Source organism: Bacteroides pyogenes DSM 20611 = JCM 6294, assembly GCF_000428105.1.
GTDB lineage: Bacteria > Bacteroidota > Bacteroidia > Bacteroidales > Bacteroidaceae > Bacteroides > Bacteroides pyogenes.
In genome coordinates, this window is the sequence record NZ_ATZH01000010.1 from 32,293 (window position 1) to 57,932 (window position 25,640).

Annotated in this window: 18 protein-coding genes and 1 riboswitch; of the genes, 13 read left to right on the forward strand and 5 right to left on the reverse strand. The window is 48.7% G+C overall.

Annotation, left to right across the window (positions count from 1 at the left end; genetic code table 11):
• The first annotated feature begins 409 nt into the window (after positions 1 to 409).
• The 9 genes from C234_RS0102575 to nagB all read left to right on the forward strand — a co-directional run bounded on the left by C234_RS0102575 (position 410) and on the right by nagB (position 12,410).
• Positions 410 to 2,620, forward strand: a complete 2,211-nt coding sequence (locus tag C234_RS0102575) for a GH92 family glycosyl hydrolase (protein WP_027324488.1) — start codon at positions 410 to 412, stop codon at positions 2,618 to 2,620.
• A 341-nt stretch (positions 2,621 to 2,961) separates the two neighbouring features.
• Positions 2,962 to 3,378: a winged helix-turn-helix domain-containing protein gene (locus C234_RS0102580; RefSeq protein WP_027324489.1), complete on the forward strand. Its 417-nt coding sequence runs from the start codon at positions 2,962 to 2,964 to the stop codon at positions 3,376 to 3,378.
• Positions 3,379 to 3,511: 133 nt separating this feature from the next.
• The gene (locus C234_RS0102585) at positions 3,512 to 4,066 is read left to right on the forward strand and encodes a GNAT family N-acetyltransferase (protein WP_021647071.1); all 555 of its coding nucleotides are present in this window, start codon (positions 3,512 to 3,514) and stop codon (positions 4,064 to 4,066) included.
• A 395-nt stretch (positions 4,067 to 4,461) separates the two neighbouring features.
• Positions 4,462 to 6,738, forward strand: coding sequence for a GH92 family glycosyl hydrolase (locus tag C234_RS0102590; protein ID WP_027324490.1), 2,277 nt, complete (start codon positions 4,462 to 4,464; stop codon positions 6,736 to 6,738).
• A gap of 17 nt (positions 6,739 to 6,755) precedes the next feature.
• A complete protein-coding gene (locus C234_RS0102595) occupies positions 6,756 to 7,061 on the forward strand; it encodes a hypothetical protein (protein WP_027324491.1) in 306 nt (101 codons plus the stop codon).
• The gene (locus tag C234_RS0102600; protein ID WP_027324492.1) at positions 7,058 to 9,325 is read left to right on the forward strand and encodes a GH92 family glycosyl hydrolase; all 2,268 of its coding nucleotides are present in this window, start codon (positions 7,058 to 7,060) and stop codon (positions 9,323 to 9,325) included. The genes C234_RS0102595 and C234_RS0102600 overlap by 4 nt, the downstream gene beginning before the upstream one ends.
• A 16-nt stretch (positions 9,326 to 9,341) precedes the next feature.
• Positions 9,342 to 10,310: a tRNA modification radical SAM protein MnmL/YtqA gene (gene mnmL, locus C234_RS0102605; protein WP_027324493.1), complete on the forward strand. Its 969-nt coding sequence runs from the start codon at positions 9,342 to 9,344 to the stop codon at positions 10,308 to 10,310.
• 47 nt (positions 10,311 to 10,357) lie between these two features.
• Positions 10,358 to 11,554: an FprA family A-type flavoprotein gene (locus tag C234_RS0102610; protein WP_027324494.1), complete on the forward strand. Its 1,197-nt coding sequence runs from the start codon at positions 10,358 to 10,360 to the stop codon at positions 11,552 to 11,554.
• A 43-nt stretch (positions 11,555 to 11,597) separates the two neighbouring features.
• A complete protein-coding gene (gene nagB, locus C234_RS0102615) occupies positions 11,598 to 12,410 on the forward strand; it encodes a glucosamine-6-phosphate deaminase (protein ID WP_027324495.1) in 813 nt (270 codons plus the stop codon).
• 535 nt (positions 12,411 to 12,945) lie between these two features.
• Here the strand turns inward: nagB and C234_RS0102620 are convergent.
• The 3 genes from C234_RS0102620 to C234_RS0102635 form a co-directional block, all read right to left on the reverse strand.
• Entirely contained in the window at positions 12,946 to 13,557 is a 612-nt protein-coding gene (locus C234_RS0102620) for an L-threonylcarbamoyladenylate synthase (RefSeq protein WP_027324496.1), read from the reverse strand.
• 16 nt (positions 13,558 to 13,573) lie between these two features.
• On the reverse strand, positions 13,574 to 16,075 hold the full coding sequence (locus C234_RS0102625; protein ID WP_027324497.1) for an AsmA family protein: 2,502 nt from the start codon (positions 16,073 to 16,075) through the stop codon (positions 13,574 to 13,576).
• A 193-nt stretch (positions 16,076 to 16,268) separates the two neighbouring features.
• Positions 16,269 to 17,180 carry a mechanosensitive ion channel family protein gene (locus C234_RS0102635; protein WP_027324498.1) on the reverse strand — a complete coding sequence of 304 codons (912 nt, stop codon included), beginning with the start codon at positions 17,178 to 17,180 and terminating at the stop codon, positions 16,269 to 16,271.
• A 143-nt stretch (positions 17,181 to 17,323) separates the two neighbouring features.
• A riboswitch (TPP riboswitch) is annotated at positions 17,324 to 17,420 on the forward strand.
• A gap of 1 nt (position 17,421) precedes the next feature.
• Between C234_RS0102635 and C234_RS0102640 the strand changes: the two genes are divergently transcribed.
• The 3 genes from C234_RS0102640 to C234_RS0102650 are packed head-to-tail and all read left to right on the forward strand — an operon-like array spanning position 17,422 to position 21,071.
• The gene (locus C234_RS0102640; protein ID WP_027324499.1) at positions 17,422 to 19,710 is read left to right on the forward strand and encodes a TonB-dependent receptor; all 2,289 of its coding nucleotides are present in this window, start codon (positions 17,422 to 17,424) and stop codon (positions 19,708 to 19,710) included.
• Positions 19,711 to 19,723: 13 nt separating this feature from the next.
• The gene (gene pnuC, locus C234_RS0102645; RefSeq protein ID WP_027324500.1) at positions 19,724 to 20,353 is read left to right on the forward strand and encodes a nicotinamide riboside transporter PnuC; all 630 of its coding nucleotides are present in this window, start codon (positions 19,724 to 19,726) and stop codon (positions 20,351 to 20,353) included.
• A 49-nt stretch (positions 20,354 to 20,402) separates the two neighbouring features.
• Positions 20,403 to 21,071, forward strand: a complete 669-nt coding sequence (locus tag C234_RS0102650; protein WP_081688097.1) for a thiamine diphosphokinase — start codon at positions 20,403 to 20,405, stop codon at positions 21,069 to 21,071.
• 23 nt (positions 21,072 to 21,094) lie between these two features.
• On the opposite strand, the gene C234_RS0102655 is transcribed toward C234_RS0102650, so the two are convergent.
• The gene (locus C234_RS0102655; RefSeq protein WP_081688098.1) at positions 21,095 to 22,453 is read right to left on the reverse strand and encodes a WD40-like domain containing protein; all 1,359 of its coding nucleotides are present in this window, start codon (positions 22,451 to 22,453) and stop codon (positions 21,095 to 21,097) included.
• 498 nt (positions 22,454 to 22,951) lie between these two features.
• Between C234_RS0102655 and C234_RS16690 the strand changes: the two genes are divergently transcribed.
• Complete coding sequence (locus C234_RS16690; RefSeq protein WP_052001887.1) at positions 22,952 to 23,611, forward strand: flavodoxin; 660 nt, start codon at positions 22,952 to 22,954, stop codon at positions 23,609 to 23,611.
• 601 nt (positions 23,612 to 24,212) lie between these two features.
• On the opposite strand, the gene thrC is transcribed toward C234_RS16690, so the two are convergent.
• Positions 24,213 to 25,514, reverse strand: coding sequence for a threonine synthase (gene thrC, locus C234_RS0102670; RefSeq protein WP_027324503.1), 1,302 nt, complete (start codon positions 25,512 to 25,514; stop codon positions 24,213 to 24,215).
• Positions 25,515 to 25,640 lie beyond the last annotated feature (126 nt).

A 25,640-nucleotide genomic window follows, 5' to 3' on the forward strand; every position in this document is an offset into this window, starting at 1 on the left:
ATATATAGTGAATGCGAAAGATCTGCGACATGCCCGATATCTAAAATTATTTTACACAAAGCACATACTTTCTTAAAAAATTACACGATTATTTCCACAATTCACCAATCTGTCTTATCTCTTTTCCGACAACAATTAAAAACATATTAATCCGACGAAACAGAAAGTCGTACAGCTCTTGCCGAACGAATATGCAGATTGGGAGGGAGATTAGCAATCGCCACACGGTTCAATAAACCGATGATAGCTTCTCTGTCTAAACGTGTTTTTTAAGCAAACTGTTTTTTCATCTCAGGCAGACTCCTGCCCTTTTTCGCTTTTCACTTATTTTTCCTACCTTTGTCCGTAAATCCGTTTTTTCAATCATTATTCGACAAACAATCGAAAGATACAACTATAAAAGTAACCCATGAAAACACCTTTCCACCTGTTCGCTCTGTGTGCCTGCCTGCTGGTGGCGTGCACTACCTCTCAAAAATCTGCGGAAACAGACTACACGCAATATGTCAATCCGTTTATCGGGACCGACTTTACGGGAAATACTTATCCGGGCGCACAAGCTCCGTTCGGCATGGTGCAACTCAGTCCGGACAACGGTCTGCCCGGATGGGACCGTATTTCCGGCTATTTCTATCCCGACAGCACAATCGCCGGATTCAGCCATACACACCTCTCGGGCACGGGAGCAGGCGATTTGTACGACATTTCGTTCATGCCCGTCACCCTGCCCTACAAGGAGGCCGAAGCGCCGCTGGGCATTCACTCCAAGTTTTCGCACGCCGACGAAAAGGCGTATGCCGGATACTATCGGGTGCGCTTGCAGGATTACGGCATCAATGTGGAGCTGACTGCCACCGAGCGTTGCGGCATCCAGCGGTATACTTTTCCGAAAGCCCAAGCCGCCGTATTCCTCAACCTGAAGAAAGCCATGAACTGGGACTTTACAAACGACTCGCACATCGAGGTGGTAGACTCCGTCACCATTCAGGGTTACCGCTATTCCGACGGATGGGCGCGCGACCAGCGTATCTACTTCCGCACCCGCTTCTCACGCCCCTTCGATAAGGTGACGATGGACACGACTGCCGTCGTGAAAGAGGGGAAACAGACCGGCACAGCCTTCATCGCCCGCTTCGACTTCAGCACCGAAGAGGGAGAACAGATACTCGTAAGCACTGCCGTGTCGGGAGTAAGCATGGAAGGAGCCGCCCGAAACCTGCAAGCCGAAGTGCCCGAGAATGATTTCGACAAATATCTTGCCGCAACCCAAAAGGCTTGGAACCGCCAACTCGGAAAGATCGACGTAAAAGGCAACAACGAAGATGATAAGGTGAATTTCTATACGGCTTTATACCATTCCATGCTCGCGCCGACCATCTATAGCGATGTAGACGGCAGTTATTACGGTCCGGACAAGAAGTTGCACCGGACAGACGGATGGGTAAACTACAGCACTTTCTCTCTGTGGGACACATTCCGGGCTTCGCATCCGTTGTTCACCTACACCCAGCCGGAACGGGTGAACGACATGGTGAAATCGTTCATCGCATTCTACGAACAAAACGGCCGCCTGCCGGTATGGAATTTCTACGCCAGCGAAACGGATATGATGATAGGCTATCATGCCGTACCCGTGATTGCGGACGCATATCTGAAAGGAATCGGCGACTTCGATGCGGAGAAAGCGCTGGCGGCTTGCGTGACAACCGCCAACATCGACGAATACCGGGGTATTGGTCTGTACAAAAAGCTGGGTTATGTTCCTTACAACGTAAAAGATGAGTACAATACCGAGAACTGGTCGCTCTCCCGGACATTGGAATATGCCTTCGACGATTACTGCATTGCCGAAATGGCGCATAAAATGGGCAAGAAGGAGGTAGCGGAAGAGTTCTACCGGCGTTCGCAAAACTATCGCAACGTGTACAATCCCGCCACTTCGTTCATGCAACCGCGCGATGACAAGGGGAGTTTCATCACTCCTTTCAAAGCGGACGAATACACTCCGCATATCTGCGAGAGCAATGCCTGGCAATATTTCTGGTCGGTGCAGCACGATATCGACGGGCTGATAGAACTTACGGGAGGCAGGCAGCAGTTCGCGCAAAAGCTCGACAGCATGTTCACTTATCATCCGTCGGCAGATGACGAACTTCCCATTTTCAGTACGGGGATGATCGGGCAGTATGCCCACGGCAACGAACCGGGACACCACGTGATTTACCTTTTCAATGCGGTGGGGCAGCCTCACCGCACACAAGAGTACGTGGCAAAGGTAATGAACGAGCTTTACCGCAATACTCCCGCCGGACTTTGCGGCAACGAAGACTGCGGGCAGATGTCGGCATGGTATGTGTTCAGCGCGATGGGTTTCTATCCGGTGAATCCGGTGAGCGGGAAATACGAAATAGGCACTCCCCTGTTTCCTGAACTGCGGTTGCGCCTGAGCAACGGAAAAACCTTTACCGTGCTTGCCCCCAATGTCAGCAAAGAAAACATATACGTACAGTCTGTGAAAGTGAATGGGAACCCCTACGGAGAGACGTTCCTTACTCATGAGCAAATCATGAACGGGGCGACCGTAGAGTTTGAAATGGGAAGCAGCCCCGCCGGCAAATAAAAACCGTCTTTCGGCTTCAATGGAAAGCAAGAGTCAATCAACTACAAGAACTTTACATCCGTAGAAGCCATGCTGCGGTTCGTCTGTAAATTCTTGGGCAGAAAGGAGACCCGACGGCAAGTAGAAACCATACTTCTACAATGCAGGATGTAAGCTTACTGAAAGGGGAAAAATAATCAACACATCAAAGCCTTATGATAGAGGCAAAGGTCATCTCTCAATAGGTCACAGTTGAGCAGTATTATAGTGAGAAGGTGTGATACAGGAAGTATCTTTAACAAAAGTTTGGGTAGTGAATGATTACAGAAAGATAACATTCAATAAAATATGGAGCACAAGCAATGTCATATTCAAAAAATAAACACTTCGGACTATTCCGAAATAATGAATATTTGGAGTTGAAAGAAAACGGTAACGGGCAAGCCTCTTTTGATTTTTCATTGATTACAGCTTTTCGAGTAGTTGAGAACGTCTCTCAAAAGTACTTTGAAGAAGGCTTTGGAGGAGAAACTGCGCAAGAAAAGCCCAGGAAAGACCCAAGAAAAGCCCAAGAAATATTAGATGAAATATTAGATGAAATATTAGATGAAATATTAGATGAAATAAAAAACTTTCCGCAAGTTACAAGGAAAGATTTAGCAAAAAGGTTAAACAGAACGGAGGACAGTATTCGTTATTATCTTAGGAGGATGGTTAAAGAAGGAGTTATCAAGCACGAAGGCTCAACAAAGGCTGGAAAGTGGATAATACTCAAATAGAATAAGAGAATAGAGTGGCGCGGTGCAAAACAGCGTATTTTAGAATAGCTATTAGTGTAGTTTTCTATATTGTTAGAGGTAGAAAAGATACAGTGAACTAGATAATAGAGTAAAATTCAATCTTAATAAAAATATGGAATTACAAACAGAACGTTTAATTTTGAGACCATGGCTAGAGAACGATGCCGAAGCACTTTACAAGTATGCGCAAAACCCTAATGTTGGGCCGATAGCAGGTTGGCCCCCACATACGAGTATTGAGAATAGTCGCGAGATCATTGCAACCATCCTTAGAGTGCCAGAAACTTACGCTGTTATATTGAAAGAGACTGGTGAGGCGGTCGGCAGTATTGGAATAATGACCTCAAGGAGTGAAATTCACTCTGCAAAAATAGCAGATACCGAGTGCGAAATAGGTTTCTGGCTCGGAGAGCCATTTTGGGGACAGGGCTTGATACCCGAAGCTGTAAATGAGCTACTTCGATATGCTTTTGATGACCTAAAGCAGACTGCCGTTTGGTGTGGTTATTTTGACGGAAATGAAAAATCAAGGCGTGTACAAGAAAAATGTGGATTCATTTACAGTCATACAGAGTACAATAAGTCAGTTCCATTATTGAATGAATTTCGCACAGAACATTTCACGAAACTCACATTAGACAATTGGAGAAAAATAAGAAATAGATAAACACTCTTGATAATGCTTTTATGGACTTCAATAAGTTTATGACCAGATACCAAGAAGAACTCACAGCTCGAATAGAACTTGAAAAATCAGAGCAATAAAGGTAATATAACCGATTGTTTGTAATCGATTTCAGAAATCATATTTGTACCATGTAATTGCAATCTGCTGTAAATCAGTATAGATTATTTAGAAAGAAAAATTCCGGTTACCCTTGTCTTTCAATATACATATAAAAAACAGAAAGAGCTGTTTTAGCGTTTCAGCCTTTCGGATTGTCTTTTATAATAGAGTTTATACGGAATAAGAAACAAGGCTTCCCGATTTCGGCACCCTAAAACCTTGTTCTATATAAATGTAGCAACTTCAAAACCTGCAAACGGATAATATCATATACCATGAAAATAAAAAAACTCTTTATGGGATGTCTGGGCGGACTATTGTTCTTCAGCTCCTGCAACGCTCCGGCCGGCGAGCCGGATTACTGCGCGTACGTAAACCCTTTCATCGGAACCGGCGGACACGGACATACGTTTCCCGGAGCAGTGGTTCCGCACGGCATGATTCAGCCGAGTCCCGACACTCGTATCGACGGATGGGACGCTTGTTCAGGCTATCATTATTCCGACTCCTCCATCAACGGGTTCTCGCATACCCACCTCAGCGGGACGGGTTGCTGCGACTACGGCGATGTGCTGCTGATGCCTACCACAGGCAAGCAACATTATCTGACAACCGACCCGAGCAGCCAACGTTTGGCATACGCTTCCACCTTTTCACACCGGAATGAGGCGGCAGAGCCGGGATATTATTCCGTATTCCTCGACACTTACGGAGTGAAGGCGGAACTTACCGCCACGAAGCGGGGCGCCATCCATCGCTACACATTCCCCGAAAGCAAGGAAGCGGGATTTATTCTCGACCTCGATTACAGTCTGCAACGACAGACCAACTCGGAAATGAGTATCGAAATCGTTAGCGATACCGAGCTACGCGGACGCAAAAAGACGACTTATTGGGCGTTCGACCAATACATCAACTTCTATGCGAAGTTTTCCAGACCGTTCACCTGTACGCTTATCACCGATTCCGTAACGATGGACAACGGCAAGCGTCTGCCGCAATGCAAAGCGCTGCTACAATTCAACACGAAAAAGGATGAACAGGTTTTGGTCAAGGTCGGCGTCTCGGCAGTAGACATGGAAGGCGCGCGCAAGAACGTGGAAAACGAGATTCCGGAGTGGGACTTCGACCGGGTACGAAAGGACGCACGCGCGGCATGGAACGCTTATCTTTCGAAAATAGACATCAGCACAGCGGACAAGGACGAAAGAACAGTGTTTTACACCGCCCTTTATCACACGGGCATCAGTCCCAACCTGTTTACCGATGCGGACGGACGCTACCTCGGAATGGATTTGCAAGTGAGACAGACGAAAGCAGACCGTCCGATCTACACCGTATTTTCCTTATGGGATACGTTCCGCGCACTGCATCCGCTGATGACCATCATCGACCCCGACCTGAACAATCAGTTCGTCCGTTCGCTCATCAGCAAGCATCGTGAAGGGGGCGTCTTTCCGATGTGGGAACTGGCGGGCAACTATACGGGCACAATGATAGGCTATCACGCCGTTCCTGTGATTGTAGACGCTTACATGAAGGGTTATCGCGACTTCGATGTGGAAGAAGCCTACAAAGCCTGCCTTCGTGTGGCGGAATACGACACCGCAGGCATCAAATGTCCCGCTTTGATACTGCCTCATCTGATGCCTAAGGCTAAATATTACAAGAACACCATCGGCTACGTACCTTGCGATGGGGACAACGAGGCTGTGGCCAAAGCATTGGAATATGCTTACAACGACTGGTGTATCTCCGTCTTTGCCGAAGCCATGGGCGACACCGCCAATCAAAAGAAGTACAGCCGTTTTGCGAAAGGATATGAACGCTACTTCGACCCGTCTACCCGCTTCATGCGCGGTATCGACTCGAAAGGCAACTGGCGTACTCCGTTCAACCCGCGCGCTTCGACCCACCGTAACGACGATTATTGCGAGGGAACAGCCTGGCAGTGGACATGGTTCGTTCCGCACGATGTAGAAGGGCTTGTCTCTTTAATGGGGGGAGAAGAAGCATTCGTCGAAAAACTGGATTCTTTGTTTACCGCCGACTCTGCATTGGAAGGGGAAACCACTTCTTCGGACATAACGGGGCTTATCGGACAATATGCGCACGGAAACGAACCGAGCCATCACATCATCCACCTTTATAACTATGTCGACCGTCCGTGGCGGACACAGGAGTTGGTGGACAGTGTGTTCCGCAGCCAGTATGCAAACAGCGTGGACGGACTTTCGGGCAACGAGGACTGCGGACAGATGTCGGCATGGTATGTGCTCAATGCTATGGGCTTCTATCAAGTGTGTCCCGGCAAACCGGTCTACTCCATCGGACGCCCCGCTTTCGACAAAGTGACGATTCGCCTGCCTGAAAAGAAAACATTCCATATCTTTGTAGAGAACAATACGAAAACCAACAAATACATCGAAAGTGTTGTACTCAACGGGAAACCGCTGACGACTCCGTTCTTCAGCCACGCGGACATTGCCGGCGGAGGAACGATGGAAATCAGAATGAGCAGTCGGCCGACGCAATGGGGCAAGAAGCATTAACTCGGAAATCAGCTCCGATGCAATTATCGGTAAGCATAAGCAGGCTTAAAAGGGAAAAGGAAAAAGGGAAAATATCCATTCACAAGCCCGGATCTGCTGCAACCGGCTACACAGTAAAGCTCGAAAGCGGGGAAAAAAAGAAACAAGTGGGAAGCAAAATCATGAAGCCAAAAAAACGATTTTACAGTAACCGCTCATACAGTCAGCCCAAAAAGAAAAAGCAAAAGAGCCAATCTGCACATCAGAATTTTGAGAAAACGGATTGCTCTGCCAACTTAAAACAAAAAAACAGAGAAGTATTTATCATAAATCATACAGCATGAAAAGAATCTTACTTAGTATGTATCTCCTCAGTCTGACGGTTATCGCCCAAGCCAAAGACCTGACGCAATATGTCAACCCGTTGATGGGAACACAATCGACATTCGAGTTGTCCACAGGAAACACATATCCCGCCATCGCACGCCCTTGGGGGATGAATTTCTGGACGCCCCAGACAGGAAAGATGGGAGACGGTTGGCAGTATGTGTACACCGCCAACAAGATCAGGGGATTCAAACAGACGCATCAACCCAGCCCTTGGATCAATGACTACGGACAATTCTCCCTCATGCCTGTGGTAGGCAAACCGGTGTTCGACGAGGAGAAGCGCGCGAGCTGGTTCTCGCACAAGGCAGAAGAAGCGACTCCTTATTATTATAAGGTATATCTGGCAGAACACGATGTAGTGACGGAGTTCTCCCCTACGGAACGTGCAGCTATCTTCCGCTTCACTTTCCCCGAAAGCGAGCACTCGTACATCGTAGTCGACGCGTTCGATAAAGGCTCGTACGTCAAAGTGATGCCGGAAGAGCGAAGAATCATCGGATATACCACCCGCAACAGCGGAGGCGTACCCGCAAACTTCAAAAACTACTTCATCATCGAATTCGATAAGCCTTTTGCTTACCGTGCTACCGTGAATAACGGAACCATCGAAGAGAAGCAAACGGAGCAGACTACCGACCATGCCGGAGCCATTATCGGCTTCCACACTCGCCGGGGCGAGCAGGTGCATGCCCGGGTAGCGTCATCTTTTATCAGTTTGGAGCAAGCGGAGCGCAATATGCGGGAACTGGGTACGGACAACCTCGAGCAGATTTGCGAAAAAGGGAGAAAGGCTTGGAACGATGTGCTCGGAAAGATTGAGGTGGAAGGCGGAGAGACCGACCAATACCGCACTTTCTATTCTTGCCTGTATCGGTCGTTGCTCTTTCCGCGTAAGTTTTACGAACTCAATGCCGACGGAGAACCTGTTCATTACAGCCCTTACAACGGGCAGGTGTTGCCCGGATACATGTACACCGATACGGGATTCTGGGATACGTTCCGCTGCCTGTTCCCCTTGCTCAACCTCATGTATCCTTCCGTCAACAAAGAGATGCAGGAAGGACTCGTCAATACTTATAAGGAGAGCGGCTTCTTTCCCGAATGGGCAAGTCCGGGACACAGAGGATGCATGATTGGGAACAACTCGGCTTCCGTATTGGCCGACGCTTATCTGAAAGGCGTGAAAGTGGACGATGTGGAAACATTGTACGAAGGACTGCTGCACGGAACGGAGAATGTACATCCCGAAGTATCTTCTACCGGAAGGCTGGGACATGAGTATTACAACAAGCTCGGCTATGTGCCCTACGATGTGAAAATCAATGAGAACACCGCCCGCACACTGGAGTATGCTTACAACGACTGGTGCATCTACCGCATGGCAAAGGAGCTGAAACGCCCGAAAAAGGAAATCGCTCTTTTTGCCAAACGCGCGATGAACTACAAAAACGTATTCGACAAAGAGAGCCGGCTGATGCGCGGGCGCAATGCCGACGGCACGTTTATGGCTCCCTTCTCGCCGTTGAAATGGGGCGATGCTTTCACCGAAGGAAACAGTTGGCACTATTCATGGTCGGTATTCCACGATCCGCAGGGACTCATCGACCTGATGGGCGGCAGGAAGATGTTCGTCGCCATGCTCGACTCCGTATTCTCCGTACCGCCTCTCTTCGATGAAAGTTATTACGGACAAGTGATTCACGAAATACGCGAAATGACCGTGATGAATATGGGCAATTACGCTCACGGCAATCAGCCCATACAGCACATGATCTATCTGTACAATTATGCCGGCCAGCCGTGGAAAGCTCAATATTGGCTGCGTGAAGTGATGAACCGCATGTACACTCCGCAAGCCGACGGTTATTGTGGCGACGAAGACAACGGACAAACCTCGGCCTGGTACGTGTTCTCCGCTTTAGGGTTCTACCCCGTCTGCCCGGGAACGGACGAGTATGTGGCAGGCGCTCCTTTGTTCAGAAAAGCCACACTGCACTTCGAGAACGGAAAGAAGCTCACCATCGAAGCGCCGGAAAACAGCAAAGAGAATGTCTACATCGACTCGATGGTGTGGAACGGAAAGAATTATACCAAAAACTTCTTCCGCCACAAAGATCTCTTGAACGGAGGAACGATGCATGTCAGCATGAGCGACCGCCCCAACCGCGACAGAGGGACAAAAGAGGAAGAAGCGCCTTATTCATTCTCCGGAGAGTAACAAAGAAAAGACAGTTATGACAGACCAGACTCGCTTATTATATAACGATTTCCCCACCTTTCTTCGAAAATACTTTCCGTACAAAGTACAAAAGATTTCGCTGAACGCCGGTTTCACCTGCCCCAATCGCGACGGAACGAAAGGGAAAGGGGGATGCACGTATTGCAATAATCAGACGTTCAACCCCGACTACTGCCGGACAGAGAAAAGCATCGCCACACAATTGGAAGAGGGAAAACTTTTCTTTGCCCACAAATATCCCGAAATGAAGTATCTGGCCTATTTTCAGGCATACACCAATACGTATGCCGGATTGGAAGGGCTGAAACGGAAATACGAAGAAGCCTTGGCGGTAGACGGCGTGGTCGGGCTCGTCATCGGCACGCGCCCCGACTGCATGCCGGAGGATTTGCTCCGGTATCTGGAAGAACTCAACCGCCACACGTTCCTGATGGTGGAATACGGTATAGAGAGTGCCTGCGACGAAACACTGAAACAGATCAACCGCGGGCATACGTATGCCGAAACTGTAGATGCCGTCTATCGGACAGCTGCCTGCGGCATCCTCACGGGCGGGCATGTTATTCTCGGACTGCCCGGAGAAAGTCGCGACGACCTCCTCTCGCAGGCAGAAACACTCTCGCAACTGCCACTCACCACACTCAAGATACATCAACTCCAATTGATACGCGGCACGCGCATGGCCCACGAATACGAAACATCGCCCGAACGTTTCCACTTATTTACAGACGTAGACGAGTATATCGACCTCGTCATCGACTACGTGGAACACCTCCGCCCCGATTTGGTACTCGAAAGATTTGTTTCCCAGTCGCCCAAAGAGCTACTCATCGCTCCGGACTGGGGACTGAAAAATTATGAATTTACAGCCCGATTACAAAAAAGAATGAAAGAAAGAGGCGCTTATCAAGGTAAGAAGTATAGGGATTCGGAAAAAAGAGTTATTTTTGCAGAAAATAAATGAAGAAAATAATTCAAACTCCGTGCTTATAATTATTAACAAACTAAATAATGGTACAAAAATCAACAATTAAAGGAAACGTACATTACGTGGGAGTAAATGACCGGACCAAACACCTGTTTGAGGGGATGTGGCCATTGCCTTATGGCGTTTCGTATAATTCTTATCTGATTGACGATGAAATGATTGCATTGATAGACACGGTAGACATCTGCTACTTCGAGGTCTACCTGCGCAAGATCAAGCAAGTCATCGGTGAACGTCCCATCAATTATTTAATTATAAACCACATGGAGCCCGATCATTCGGGATCTATCCGTCTGATCAAGCAGCACTATCCGGATATCGTTATCGTGGGCAATAAACAGACGTTCGGCATGGTCGAAGGCTTCTACGGAGTGACCGGCGAGAGATATATGGTATCCGACGGAGACTTCCTCGCCTTAGGAAAGCACAAACTCCGTTTTTACATGACTCCGATGGTTCACTGGCCCGAAACCATGATGACATTCGATGAGACAGAACACATCCTCTTCTCCGGCGACGCGTTCGGTTGCTTCGGAACACTGGACGGAGGATTCATGGACACGCGGATGAACATAGATAAATTCTGGCGTGAGATGGAGCGCTATTACTCCAATATCGTCGGCAAATACGGATGCCCCGTGCAAAAAGCGCTGGCTAAACTGAAAGACCTTCCCATCAGCACCATCTGTTCTACACACGGTCCTGTCTGGACGGAGAACATCTCGAAAGTGGTCGGGGTGTACGACCGTCTGAGCCGTTACGAAGCCGAAGAAGGAGTAGTCATCGCCTACGGAAGCATGTACGGCAACACGGAGCAGATGGCGGAAACCATTGCAGAAGAGCTCTCGGCGCAAGGCATCAAGAACATCGTGATGCACAACGTGAGCAAGAGCGATCCTTCGTACATCATCGCCGATGTGTTCCGCTACAAAGGGCTGATCATCGGTTCGCCCACTTACAGCAACCAAATCTACCCGGAGATAGAGTCGCTTTTATCCAAACTTCTGGTACGCGAACTTAAAGGCCGCTACCTCGCATACTTCGGTTCGTTTACCTGGGCGGGAGCTGCGGTGAAGCGCATGGCGGACTTTGCGGAAAAGAGCAAATACGAACTGGTGGGCGACCCCGTAGAAATGAAACAGGCAATGAAAGAAATCACTTATAAACAGTGCGAGGAACTGGCAAAAGCGATGGCCGACCGCCTGAAAAAAGACCGCTGACAAATACAACGATTTATTGATTAATCTATAAAACATTCTATTTATGAGACTTATTATTCAGCCGGACTATCAGTCCGTATCTCTGTGGGCTGCACATTATGTAGCCGCAAAAATTAAAGCTGCCAATCCGACGGCTGAAAAACCGTTTGTATTGGGCTGTCCCACCGGCTCTTCTCCGCTGGGCATGTACAAAGCGCTGATCGACCTGAATAAGAAAGGCATCGTATCTTTCCGCAATGTAGTGACTTTCAATATGGACGAATATGTCGGTCTGCCGAAAGAACATCCCGAAAGCTACTATTCATTCATGTGGAACAACTTCTTCAGCCATATCGATATTCAACCGGAAAACACCAATCTGCTGAACGGAAACGCTGCCGATCCGGATGCCGAATGCGCACGATACGAAGAAAAAATCAAATCATACGGCGGTATCGACCTTTTCATGGGAGGAATCGGACCCGACGGACACATTGCTTTCAACGAACCGGGCTCTTCGCTCTCGTCGCGCACTCGCCGCAAAACATTGACCACGGACACCATCATAGCCAATTCACGCTTCTTCGAGAACGACATCAACAAGGTTCCGAAGACTGCGCTGACAGTGGGCGTAGGCACTGTGCTCTCGGCCAAAGAGGTGATGATTATTGTCAACGGACACAATAAGGCGCGCGCATTGTACCACGCCGTGGAAGGTTCCATCACGCAGATGTGGACCATCAGCGCCCTGCAAATGCACGAGAAGGGCATCATCGTTTGCGACGACGCCGCTACCGACGAGTTGAAGGTAGGCACTTACCGCTACTTCAAGGACATCGAAGCCGCCCACCTCGATCCGGAATCGCTGCTTAAATAAGGCGGCGGAAAGATTCCCTTAACAGTCCCGGCATCGGTGCGATATGCCCGGGATAGCGGATTCGGAAGCATTCCGTAAATCGACGTGGCATCGTTTGAGCAGCCCGCACGGACTTCAACCGAAGCTTCCGGCAAACTTCAAACGTTGCAACATACGATAGCCGATACTCACACAGGAGTTTCAACAGGAGTATCGGAAACTCCAAAGAACGTCTCAATGTCTGGTAACAGGCACTGAGACGTTCTTTTTAAGCCATAAAGCGAACGAGAAAACCGACGGTGGTTTGTCGCAACGATACGGGAAAACCGTTGGGACCAACGGCTGCCTCCCCTCAGTTCCCCTACGATGAACCGACAAGCAAATGCACCGGAAGATGACAGGCAAAGGTAGTTTCAAAGAGTTTCCCACTATTGAAACAAAAGTTTCCCCAGTGGGAAACTTTATTTTCCCCGTGTGGAAACTTTTGTTTCCCAAGCGGGAAACAAAACGAACTATCCATATACCTGCCGGATGAGAAAGATTGCCGCGAGCGAAGTCAGCCTATCAAATCGCCTTTCCCCTGCCGGAGAATTTCCGGCTCGTCGCCGGTGCACAGCACAACGGTGGAAGGTTCTACCCCTCCGATGCCGCCGTCGATTACCAGATCGACCGTCTCACCGAACTTCTCGTCGATCAGTTCGGGATCGGTCACATATTCCTGCTCTTCGTTCTCATCGTGCGGCAACGTGGCGGTCATGATGGGGGCTTCGAGCAAGCGGGCAATCTCACGAATCACGGGATTATCGGGCATGCGGATACCGACTTCCCTACGGTTGCGGAAAATCTTCGGCAACCGGTTCGTACCGTTCAAGATAAAGGTAAACGGACCGGGCAGATTGCGCCTCATCAGTTTAAACACATCGTTCGATATTTTGGCGTATTCGCTGATACTGCTCAAATCGTAGCCGATGATAGAGAGGTTGTTCTTTCGCGGATCGATGCCTTTCATCCGGCAGATACGCTCGATGGCACGCTCCTTCAGCGCATGACAACCCATAGCATACATGGTGTCGGTGGGATAAATGATTATTCCGCCGTCGTTCAGGATATCGATCACTCGCTGCAAATCCTGCGGGTTGTTGTTTTTGTCGTACAGTTTCAGAATCATCGTAAAAGAGCTTTGTTTATTTCAGCTTCTTCTTCAAGAAGTCGAATACCTTCTCCGTTGCTTTTTCGGTCACCTTCTGCTTCAGCGAATCTTTGTTGGCGGTAGCGGCAGAGTCCAGTCCCAGCTTCTTCCCTATCCGCCCGATGGCTTCATCGGCAACCGTTTGAACCGCCTGATTGGCCATGCTCTTGGTGTCTACGCTCACCTTCGGCGAATCGAACGAACCGCCTATCTTCAGATCGAGCGTCGTCAGCTTGGCATAATCGCCTGCCAGCGATGCCGGAAGTTTCACCTTACCGGTATAGTCGATCGTTTGGTCGATACCCGTACTGCCCGAAAGGTTCAGCACATACTCGCCCAGCTTGATATCGAAAGGCTTCGTCGATACCCGCCCGTCTTTGATGGTAAAGTCTATATCCATGTCCTTCGCCTTCATATCCTTCAGGTTCGGCTGCTTGATGGCTTCGGCTATCAGGTCGATGACTTTGATTCCGCTCAGGTTGATGTCGCGGGTAGACAGATGACCGTTGCCCTGCATCGTGTTCATCACCGGGCTCATTGTTTCATCCAAGTCGGTCGCCACATTCAGGTTGCCGTTAAAATGCCCTTTCAAATGTTCAAAAACCGGAGCCAGTTGCCGCACCATGTCCAAGTCTTTATAGGCTTGCGCAAAAACTATATTATTCATTTTAAATGCGGCATTCAGTTGCGGCCTCTTCACGTCGGCGGTAGAGTAGTATCCGTTCATCACCACATTTCCGCCCATGGTGTTCATGGAGAGATTCTTCATATCCACTTTCCCGTCTTTCACCACCATCTTTCCGTTCATATCGTTGAACGACATTTTATTGAACAGCACCTGTTTCAGGTTGGCATCTATTTGCAGATCGACATTGCGCGGAATTTCCACAATGCCGGTAGCCGCTGTCGAGTCGGCCGAAGCCGCCGCAACGCTGTCCGTCTTCATGAAGTCATTCAGGCTCAAATGATTGGAACGGACATTCAGATAACCTTTCAGCGTAGTGCCCTTCAACGCATAGCCCATGTAGTTCTCCAGACGGCTGTCCGCTGTCAAATCATTCTTGCCTATATTGACAGTGGTCTCGCTCAACTGAAGATATTTCGGAGTAAACGTCAGCAAAGACTTACGGATATCCACATCGGGCATGTCTTTCATCTTCAGCTTCATGCCGGAAAGGCCTACCGTTCCGGAAGCCTGCACCCGGTCGTACTGTTCCTTCTCGATGTACGACATCCGTCCCGCCATTTGCATATCGGCGTTGACCGTTCCGTTCAGTTCCATATCCTGCAACGGATACACCTGTTTCACCATTCCCAGATTAAGGATTCCCTTAGCTTCGGCTCTGAAGTCGGGGTCGCTCACGGGAGTTTTGATGTCCGCTATCACAGTGAACGGGTTTCCCGCCATTCGGAAACTGAAAGGATTGAGGCGAATCGTTGTCAGGTCGGCGCTTCCTCCCGGATTCTGTATACGCGCGTTCACATTGATCCGGTCCACTCCCGCAGGCAACGACGGATAGCGGAACATGGCATCTTTCACCTGCATGTCGACATCGAAGGCCGGCACCGTATCCCCTTGCCATATTCCCTTCACCGAAGCCGTGAGCGTAGCGGTTCCGTCTGTCTTCAGGCTCGAAAACTCGGTGGCGTAAATGGCAGGAATCAAAGAAAGAATCTCTTTGAAGCCCACATCGTTGGTGTTCATCTTCAAATCCATATCGATGGCGGGATCTTTCAAAGTCATCCATCCGTCGAGATCCGCCTCGATGGCATTCAGACGGAAAGAGTTGTCTTTCAGCGTGTACTTATGATTGGCCAGATCGGCGTCGATGTCCATCTTCGCCGCAAGCTTCACTTTCGACAAGAACGGAATGCCGTTCATTTTATAAGTGAGCGATCCGGTTTCCGCCTTCAGCTTCAGAGTAGTCCGGTCGCTGCTCAGGTCGCCGGAACAAAGCGCGTCCAGAGCAAGAACCTCGGCGTACCTGTTTCCCTGCCGGTCGTCGTAAACCAAATCCACATTGTCGGCAACGAACTGTTTCAGTTTTATCTTGAAAGCGGAAGCCTCTTCGGCAGTCTCTTCCTCCTTCTGCACAGTATCGGGCTTCACGATATCCCAGTTCACGCGTCCGTCGGGCAGCACAATGGCATGCAGACGGGTGTCTTTCAATGAAACTTTGGAAACATCGTATCCTTTGTCGCCGAAAAGCGAGAACAGGTTGACTGCGGCAGTCACCTCTCCCGCCTGCACCAGCGTATCGCCCTCGAAATCTCCCGTGCCTTTCAGCCAGAAATCCTCGAGCGTGAGAGATGCCTGCGGGAAGTTACGAAACAGGCTGATGCTCAACTTCCTGAAATCGAACTGAGCATTCAGCATCTTATTTCCTTCCGTCTTCACGATTCCTGCTATCTTTCCCCGAAAGGCGAAAGGAAGGAGGAGCATCAGAATGATAATCACACCGACGATAACGCCTCCGATTTTTAATCCCTTTTTCATTTGCTTTAGTTTTTTAAGCGTTTTATATAATTAGCGTGGCAAATCAACACACCTCTTTCTTTTTCACTGCTGCGATACGGCACTCGGCAGATGGCTCCAATATCCCTTTTTCCCCTTTCAATACGCAAGAAACAAAGGGAAAGCCGGGCAAGCACTCTTCCGCAGGAAAGCGAAAAAAGAAAGAGCATGAGAATCAGCCCTGATGTACCGTAAGTTGCGGGAACGGGAAGTTGACTCCCTTTTCGTTAAAGGTTTGATAAATTCTTTTATTGATGGTAAAATACACATCCCAATAATCGGAACTCTTCACCCACACGCGCGCTATGACATTTACACTGCTTTCGGCCAGCGCATGCAAAGCGACGAACGGAGCCGGATCGTCGAGGATGCGCTTATCTGCCGCAATAATCTCGCGTACAATAGCTTCAACCTTTTCAAAATCCTCTCCATAGTCAATACTGACAATCCACTCTACCCGACGGGTCAACTGATTGTTATAATTAATCACCACACCGCTGCTTAACGCTCCGTTCGGAATAAAGATCACTTTATTATCGGCAGTGGTAAGAATGGTATGGAATATCTGAATTTCCCTGACTGTCCCCGATACATTCTGGCTCTCGATCCAGTCGCCCACTTTATAAGGCTTGAACAACAGAATAATCAGTCCGCCCGCAAAGTTCTGCAGATTGCCCGAGAGCGCCATACCGATAGCCACACCGGCGGACGCCAGCAAGGCGGCAAACGAGGTTGTTTCGACACCCAATTTGTTGACAACAGCCACGATAAGCAGAATCATCAATAAGATATTCACCAGGCTGCGGATAAACGTCTTGATGCTGACATCCACCTTTCTTCTGTCGAGCAATCTGGCAACCAGTTTATTCAGCATCGAAACGATGAACCGCCCGACAATGAAAACAATCAAAGCGGCGAGAATACGCCCTCCGGCAGAAATCCCCCACTCTACGAATTGTTGCGTCAACTGAGATACTTTATCGATGCCCTCGCCGCTTGCTGCCTGTTTCAACAGCTCACCGGCCTCTTGTTTGGTATGCCGCGCAATGGAATCGGCGACTTGTGTAAGTTGCAATAGAAATAACATATACAAAATAGCAGTATTTATAAAGAATGATACATACAAAGCTCCCCATCCGTGCGGGAGCGAACGAACAAAAATACAACCTTTCAAGCAATTAGAAAAACTTTTTTTGTTTTCTTCAGAGGAAAGCAGTAATTTTGTGCCGATTCATTCGATAGGGGTGCCTTAACAGGACGGGCTGAGAACATACCCATAGAATCTGAACCGGATAATGCCGGCGTAGAGAACCAATAAATTACCAATGATGAAAAAAAGAATTTGGATGGCCGCCGCTATGTTAGGGGCAGGCATCGCTGTCAGCGCACAAAAGAGCGCGGCCGACAGCCTGAAAGTCGTGTATCTGCAAGAGGTGCAAGTAGTATCCACACGTGCCACAGCCAAAACTCCCGTGGCATTCACCAATGTGAAGAAAGAGCAAATCGCGAAACAGAATATCGGACAGGATATTCCTTTTCTGCTGTCCACCACGCCTTCCGTACTGACGACCTCCGACGCGGGGGCGGGAATCGGCTATACGGCCATTCGTGTACGCGGTACGGACGCCACGCGGATTAATATAACCTCCAACGGCATTCCGATGAACGATGCCGAAAGCCACGCTATCTTCTGGGTAAATACGCCCGACTTCGCGTCTTCGCTGGAAGACATGCAGATACAGCGGGGAGCAGGAACATCGACCAACGGCTCGGGAGCGTTCGGAGCCAGCATCAACATGCGCACGCAAAGCATCTCTTCTACTCCGTATGCCGAACTTTCGGGCTCTTACGGCTCGTTCAACACGCACAAGGAAACGGTGAAGGTGGGATCGGGCCTTATTAATAAGGTATGGGCATTCGATGCGAGGGTATCGAACATCAAGAGCGACGGCTACCGCGACCGCGCTTCTTCCGACTTGAAGTCGTATTTCTTGCAGGGAGGCTACTTCGGAGAAAACACAACCGTCAAGTTCATTACCTTCGGAGCAAGGGAAGAAACGTATCATGCGTGGGACGGAATCAGCCGCGAGAAGCTGAAAACCAACCGGAGATACAACCCGAACGGAGCGATCAAGGAGGGGAACGATAACGCCCCGGAAGCCAAAACCATCGGTTTCTACGACGACCAGATCGACCATTACCGCCAAACGCACTACCAGCTGATAGGCAATCACATCTTCTCGCCGGAGTGGAACCTGAACGTGGCTTTCCATTACACGCGCGGATTCGGGTATTATCAGGAGTACAAGAACGGTCGCAAGCTGAAAGAATATGGCTTGACGCCTTTCGAGCTGCCCGACGGAAGTAAAGCGAAAAAGGCGAACCTCGTCCGCCAAAAGCTATTGGACAATGATTTCGGCGGCGGAGTGTTCTCGCTCAATTACCGCAACGAAAGGCTGGACGCTTCGCTCGGCGGAGGGCTCAACCGTTACAGCAACGACCACTACGGCAAAGTGATATGGGTGAAGAATTACATCGGGCAGCTCGACCCGGAGCATGAATACTACCGCAACAACGGCGCGAAGACGGACGGGAACGTATACCTGCGCGCCAATTATCAGCTCACCAAAGCATTGAGCGCATACGCCGACCTGCAATACCGCCACATTCACTACACCATCGAAGGCGATCACGATAAATGGGATTTCAATGCCAAGCCCGAACGCCTGCAATTGCTGAATATCAAAGAGAACTTCGACTTCTTCAATCCGAAGACTGGAGTATTCTGGCAAATCGATCCGAACCACAGTGCGTACGCTTCATTCTCCGTGGCGCAGAAGGAGCCTACGCGCAACAACTATACCGACGGCAGGTTCAACGAACATCCGAAAGCGGAAAAACTGTTCGACTACGAATTGGGTTATACATACCGCAACCGTTGGTTCACGGCGGGAGTCAACCTTTATTATATGGACTACACCGATCAGTTGATACTGAACGGCAACGTAAACGAGATTGGCGAACCGCTGGCGGAAAATGTGAAAGACAGTTACCGCATGGGTATGGAGATTACGGCAGGCGCGCAGTTGACCGACCGGCTTCGTTGGGACATCAACGGCACATGGAGCAAAAACCGCATCAAGAACTATGTAGGCTATTTGTACGACATGAGCATTACGGGCGGAGAAGTCCGGGACGATATGTGGACAGTGACTGCTTTCGAAGCAGGAACCACACCGATTGCTTTCTCTCCCTCGTTCATGGCCAACAGTATGCTGTCATTCAGCTACAAAGGAATGGAGGCTTCTTTGCAGTCGCAATATGTGAGCCGCCAATATCTGGACAACTTCGGAGTAAAGGAGAACTCGCTCGATCCGTATTTCGTTCACCACCTCAGCATTGCCTACCGCTTTAAGGCGCGACATACGAAAGGCGTCACGGTAGGGCTGACCGTGTATAACCTGTTCGATACCCAATACGAAACGAACGGATATGCGCAGAACGCCGCCTTGTATCCCGACAAAGACAAGCAAAAGCCCTACACATGGAGCAAAGACCCGCGTTTCTACCCGATGGCGGGCACCAATGTGCTAGGACATGTCACCATACGCTTCTAAACCGTTTACGACTTTGGAAACAAGCATTCTTGAAATCACAGGTACGGCAGTCGGCATCCTATACCTTTGGCTGGAGTACCGGGCAAGTATCTATCTGTGGATAGCGGGCATCATCATGCCGGCTATCTACATCTTCGTGTATTATAACGCCGGGCTTTACGCGGATTTCGGCATCAACATCTACTACCTGGCAGCCGCCGTGTACGGATGGTGCTTCTGGATGTGGGGGCAACGGAAAAGAAAAGGAGGGCCGGTGAAAACAGCCGAAACCTCCGATGCCACAAACGCCCTTCCCATCATACATACTCCCCGAAAGTATTACCTGCCTTTATTGGCGGTCTTCCTGATCGCCTTCGTGGGAATCGGCAAAATCCTGATCGAATATACCGACAGCGACGTGCCTTGGTGGGACAGCTTCACCACCGCACTCAGTATCGTCGGCATGTGGATGCTCGCCCGCAAACACATCGAGCAATGGCTGGCATGGATATTGGTCGACATCGTGAGTTGCGGACTTTATATCTACAAAGAGATATATTTCACCTCCGCTTTATACGGAATTTATGCCATTGTAGCTATCTTTGGCTACATGAAATGGAAAGAGTTGATGGCAAGCGGACAGTGTTCTTTAAACAAAGCGTAGCAAAGCCGTCGCCCGAACACCCGCAGACTAAGAATAAACGATACAGAAAATGGAAGAAACAACCGAACATCCCGCCTCTTGCAGCGTTACCGGCAGCGAGTCCGTCGGCCTTAAACCCGAAGCCGTGATACTCGCCAACGGCGAATATCCTGTACACCCGCTGCCTTTGCGCATATTGGCGGAAGCCAAATTCACGGTCTGCTGCGACGGGGCAGCCGATGAATACATTGCACAAGGCAAAACTCCCGACATCATCATCGGAGACGGAGACTCTCTTTCACCCGAAAACAGAGAGCGGTTCGCTTCCATCATTCATTATGTTTCCGATCAGGAGACGAACGACCAGACGAAAGCCGTCCGCTATCTTCGGCAACGGGGATTCCGGCGAATCACAATTGTCGGCGCCACGGGCAAACGTGAAGACCATACGCTGGGCAATATCAGCCTGCTCATCGAATACATGAGAAACGGAATGGACGTACGTATGGTGACCGATTATGGTATCTTCGTTCCGGCGAGAGACACCCGCCGCTTTGCCGCACAACCCGGTCAGCAAATCTCCATCTTCTCTTTCGGCGCTTCGGAGTTGCAGGCGGAGGGTTTGGCCTATCCGTTGAGCGACTTCAACAATTGGTGGCAAGGTACGCTGAATCAAGCGAAATCTGCCGAATTCACTATCCGTTGCCAAGGAGATTACCTCGTATTTCTTGCTTTCTGAGAATTTTAATAACCCGCCAATAATTATCGTGCCAATACGATTTCGGAATAAGGAAAACCTATATTGGACAGCGCATTCCACTCCTTAGTATCGGGAGCATAAGTATAAATAAGCCTGCCGCCTCTATTCGTATCGAATAAGAAATAGATTTTTTGTGTTTTTAAATCACCCATAAAAGACGTAGAAACCGAACGAGCGAGATTCGGAAAAACAGCAAACGGAGCTTCCATTTTCATTGTATGCATATTCCAGAGACAAAGTTTGGTTCCTTCTCCATTCTCTCCCGAAACCACATAACCTGCCACATACTCAAATTCGTCATTTTTCCTTATTGCAGATTGACTGATACTCCCCTTTCCTCCCTTTTGCACAGCCATCCCGAAAGGAATCAACGCCTTTGCCTTTACAGATGGACACACACTCACACACTGGGTAGACAAGCTCAGTATCAAAGGAGAAAAAGTGCCGTCCCGGTTATCCGCAGAAAGCAAAATCGCGTTCTCTTTTCTCAAAAATATGCCCGGATAGAGTGACAATGCTTCCGGCTTTATCCCTTCAGGTAGCTTGAATAGCGGAGGAGGAGGAGAAGGCAAAGTTCTGGAAAAGAAAGTTCCAGAGATATTGCGAACCGATAAAGTTTCATCATCTATCTGATAGGCAACCAACACTTCGTTACCGGTCGTACAGAATGTAACTGGACGGAGGCTTTCTTCATATTGCCAATAATTCATGGAAAGGTCATAAAAAGCTGTAAATGACTTACTATCGCGCTTTAACAATCCACAAAGCTTCCAGCTCCCGGGAATATTAGTTATAAGCGAAAAATCTTCTCCTTCAGTGAAGTGTTTTATTTCCGTCACTGCACCTGTTTTCAAATCTATATGGTCAATACCATACGGTTTTGAAGTATTGGAACGCGAGTTTATAATACCATAAAGTTGCAACTCTTCGGGCGATTGTCCGTCAGCAACAGAAATTTCTCCCAACAACATTGTTTTTCCCTGTCGATGTAACAATATTTCTACTCTAGATGCAGGATAATGTCCGGGAGCCAAAAAACGAATGCTTGTGGAGCTGCGTTCAATCACAACAGCACACTCACCAATCGCATATCCTTCTTTAAGAAATGAGGATTCTTCCGATAAGATCCACTTTATATTTAAACGTATATCATCGCTTTCAAGAAAGCCTTCCGCTTTAACTACAACCGCATCTCCCGGTCGAAAGATTTTATCGGCATCTGCTATCGAAACATTCGTAACAAAAGGAAGTTCTTTTTCATTCTCATCGTCACATCCGATAAATACGAACAATGCACACATAATCATGAGAAAAAAATAAAAATACCTCATTTTGCAATAATACAATGAATAATATCTCATGTGAGTAAATCTTATATATTATAAAATACTAAATGTAAAAATGGTCATGAATACACAAAACCGAAATGGCAATTCCTTTAGTCAGTACTCATTAAAAAGAAACCGTCTCATTCGGATTACAAAAATAACAAAAAAACAAATATAAATCCCTGAAATCGAGCTTTTTTTGAATACATATCAATAATAGTCGTCATTGCTTTTCTCATAAAACAAAAAAACAATCAATCGGGCAAGGCAATCGACGTATTTTCTACACAACAATAACATACCTGTCCTTTTTTCATTCGATTGACTCCATAACATTTTTATATGCTTTCCACAGCTTTTCGCTTATCTAACACCTTCCCGATTCAATCAATTCCTTCTTTCAAGTCTTGCCCATTCATTCCGGTATATTTGATTATATTTGTTTCCGATAAATATTTAAAGAATTAATTAAACTATTGCTTCATTTTTATATCGAAACCCATCTTGGTAACAAAAAAAATAGAAAAACATATGAAGATACCTGTTTTCCCCCTCATCATCGCCACGCTTCTTTGCGTTCTGCGCTTGCAACCTCTCCCGGCACAAACGCAGGAGAAACCGACAAAGCAACTTATTGTTTACTTCTCTTGGAGCGGAAACACAGAAAAGGTTGCCGCTGCACTACAGAAAGCCGTAGGCGGAAAGCCGGTGAGGATAGAGCCTCAAACGCCCTATCCTGAAAACTATATGGAAACGGTGCTGCGGGCACGCGCAGAAAAGAACGCCATCTACGAGAGAAACGATTATCCCGCCATCCGCACCCGGTTGGACGATATGGAAGCGTACGACACGGTTTTCATCTGTTATCCCCTGTGGCTGGGAAAAGTCGCCATGCCGATGCAGACTTTCCTGCACAATCACCGGGAAATGCTGAAAGGAAAGACTGTGATACCGGTATGCAGCAGCGGAAAGAGTCCGGCAAGCAAGACACTGCCCGACCTGAAACGCCTTTGCCCCTCTTGCATTGTATCGGGGCTGTTCTCCATCAAGCGAGAAGAGATGGAGAAGGTGGAAGAGGTTGTAGCGGGATGGGTGAAGGATTTATGCCGGCACAAAGCGGGCATTGCATGGGAGGGAAATACCGCTCCGGCGAATATCCGGCAAGACTCCTGCCTGAAGGTTGGGCACTAAACAATCATTCGCCTTGCGATTGCAATTCATCCAAACGGAGCTTCTATTTTACATCAGCAGAAGCTTTGTTTGTATGAAACAGAGCTTCTGTTTCATACAAACAAAGCTTCCGTTTCAATTCCGGGCGAAGTCCTACAAAGCAATTATTGAAGTTCGTTTCACACCAGCAAAGCTTCCGTTTCGACACTGAAAGCAAATTCCCAATCCATCGAAAAAGCTTTACGACATTCTGAAAGAATCTTCTCCGTGTTCCAGGAAAAGGCCTTCAATATACCGAAAAAGCAAACCCCGCTTTACGCCGAAGCGAAAACTCAATAAAGGGACAACCGGTTCTTTCCCGCAACCGCCCGCCTTCACTTCAAACGAAAACCGGAAACGGTCGCCCTTAAATGTACGGGTATCCCGTTTCCCGAAAGACTTCCAAGAGTTTTAAACGGAAGAACGGCATACTCTTGAATGAGGCATACGCCTTTGATAAGGAATGTCGGTAGCGGAAACGGCTGTCACGCACAAGGAGGGAAAAGCTCGCTTCCTCGTCACAGCGAGAGCAAGTACCGCTTGAAGGCCTCGAGCAGAAGCGAGCCGCCCTTCAGAGGCAGGGTCACAGCGAGAGCAAGTACCTCTTGAAGGAGGCGAAATCTTTGTGCATCGGCAGGCTCCGCTTCTCTCCTTTCATAAACGCCTGCAACTTGGCAGGAACTTCCACCCTTTCTCCTACAATGCCTTCCACCGTCTCCAAGAATTTGGCGGGGTACGCCGTCTCGAGGAATATGCCCGTTTCACCGGGTTGCAAGCTTTCCGAAAGAGCACGGTAGCCGCACGCCCCATGCGGGTCGAGAAGATAACCGGACGTTCTCCACGTCTGCGCAACCGTCTCGCGAATCTGTTCGTCCGTATAGGTAGCGCCGGAAATATCGGCGGTAATGGCGGCATGGGAATTTCCGTAGAGGTCGATGATACGGGCGAAATTGCTCGGATCGCCCACGTCCATGGCATTGGCGATGGTGGCGATGGAAGGACGGGGAGTGTATGTGCCGGTTTGCAGATACCGGTAAAAAATATCGTTGCGGTTGTTGGCGGCGATGAAACGCTTCACGGGAAGCCCCATCTTCTTGGCAAACAGTCCGGCGGTAATATTGCCGAAATTGCCGCTCGGCACGCAAACAACCACATTCTGCGCTTTTCCGATACGTTTCAACTGCGCGTACGCATAGAAGTAATAGAAGGCTTGGGGAAGAAAGCGGGCCACATTGATGGAGTTGGCGGAGGTGAGGGAAAGGTGTCGGTTAAGCTCTTCATCCATGAAAGCGGCTTTCACCAATGCCTGACAGTCGTCGAATGTCCCGTCCACTTCAATCGCCGTGATGTTCCGTCCCAACGTGGTAAACTGTTTTTCCTGTATTTCACTTACTTTCCCTTGAGGATAAAGCACGTGCACGCGAATCCCTTCCACGCCGAGGAAGCCGTTGGCTACGGCACTTCCCGTATCGCCGGAGGTAGCCACCAGCACATCGACCTGCCCATGCCTCTCCTTCCGGATGAAATAACCCAGCAAGCGCGCCATGAACCTTGCGCCTACATCTTTGAAGGCGAGCGTCGGTCCGTGAAAGAGTTCCAGCGAATAAACATCCTCCGTCACCCTTACCAACGGGACGTCGAAATTCAGTGTATCGCATACGATTTGGCGCAAAACATCCGCAGGAACATCTTCACCGAAGAAGGCTTCCGCCACACGAAACGCTGTTTCCTGAAAAGAAAGCGTATCGATCGAATCGTAAAACTCTTGCGGAAGAGTTTCGACGGTTGCGGGCATAAACAACCCTTTGTCTGCGGCAAGCCCTTTCACCACAGCTTCTTGCAGCGAAACCGCCGACGTTTTTTTATTGGTACTGTAATAGTTCATAGTTCTTTTTTATTTTATGACAAAAAAAGTTCTGCAAAAGGTTGCCCAGACAATGCGCCGGAAAGAAAACGCAACGCTTTCACAAGCATTCTTCTTCCTTATTATTCCAACAGCAGTGCATCAGAA

Excerpts from the sequence above, each read along its gene's own strand:
- C234_RS0102575 (WP_027324488.1), top strand. The coding sequence starts at position 410 with ATGAAAACACCTTTCCACCTGTTCGCTCTGTGTGCCTGCCTGCTGGTG.
- C234_RS0102580 (WP_027324489.1), top strand. The coding sequence starts at position 2,962 with ATGTCATATTCAAAAAATAAACACTTCGGACTATTCCGAAATAATGAA.
- C234_RS0102585 (WP_021647071.1), top strand. The coding sequence starts at position 3,512 with ATGGAATTACAAACAGAACGTTTAATTTTGAGACCATGGCTAGAGAAC.
- C234_RS0102590 (WP_027324490.1), top strand. The coding sequence starts at position 4,462 with ATGAAAATAAAAAAACTCTTTATGGGATGTCTGGGCGGACTATTGTTC.
- C234_RS0102595 (WP_027324491.1), top strand. The coding sequence starts at position 6,756 with ATGCAATTATCGGTAAGCATAAGCAGGCTTAAAAGGGAAAAGGAAAAA.
- C234_RS0102600 (WP_027324492.1), top strand. The coding sequence starts at position 7,058 with ATGAAAAGAATCTTACTTAGTATGTATCTCCTCAGTCTGACGGTTATC.
- mnmL (WP_027324493.1), top strand. The coding sequence starts at position 9,342 with ATGACAGACCAGACTCGCTTATTATATAACGATTTCCCCACCTTTCTT.
- C234_RS0102610 (WP_027324494.1), top strand. The coding sequence starts at position 10,358 with ATGGTACAAAAATCAACAATTAAAGGAAACGTACATTACGTGGGAGTA.
- nagB (WP_027324495.1), top strand. The coding sequence starts at position 11,598 with ATGAGACTTATTATTCAGCCGGACTATCAGTCCGTATCTCTGTGGGCT.
- C234_RS0102620 (WP_027324496.1), bottom strand. The coding sequence starts at position 13,557 with ATGATTCTGAAACTGTACGACAAAAACAACAACCCGCAGGATTTGCAG.
- C234_RS0102625 (WP_027324497.1), bottom strand. The coding sequence starts at position 16,075 with ATGAAAAAGGGATTAAAAATCGGAGGCGTTATCGTCGGTGTGATTATC.
- C234_RS0102635 (WP_027324498.1), bottom strand. The coding sequence starts at position 17,180 with ATGTTATTTCTATTGCAACTTACACAAGTCGCCGATTCCATTGCGCGG.
- C234_RS0102640 (WP_027324499.1), top strand. The coding sequence starts at position 17,422 with ATGAAAAAAAGAATTTGGATGGCCGCCGCTATGTTAGGGGCAGGCATC.
- C234_RS0102650 (WP_081688097.1), top strand. The coding sequence starts at position 20,403 with ATGGAAGAAACAACCGAACATCCCGCCTCTTGCAGCGTTACCGGCAGC.
- C234_RS0102655 (WP_081688098.1), bottom strand. The coding sequence starts at position 22,453 with ATGAGATATTATTCATTGTATTATTGCAAAATGAGGTATTTTTATTTT.
- C234_RS16690 (WP_052001887.1), top strand. The coding sequence starts at position 22,952 with ATGAAGATACCTGTTTTCCCCCTCATCATCGCCACGCTTCTTTGCGTT.
- thrC (WP_027324503.1), bottom strand. The coding sequence starts at position 25,514 with ATGAACTATTACAGTACCAATAAAAAAACGTCGGCGGTTTCGCTGCAA.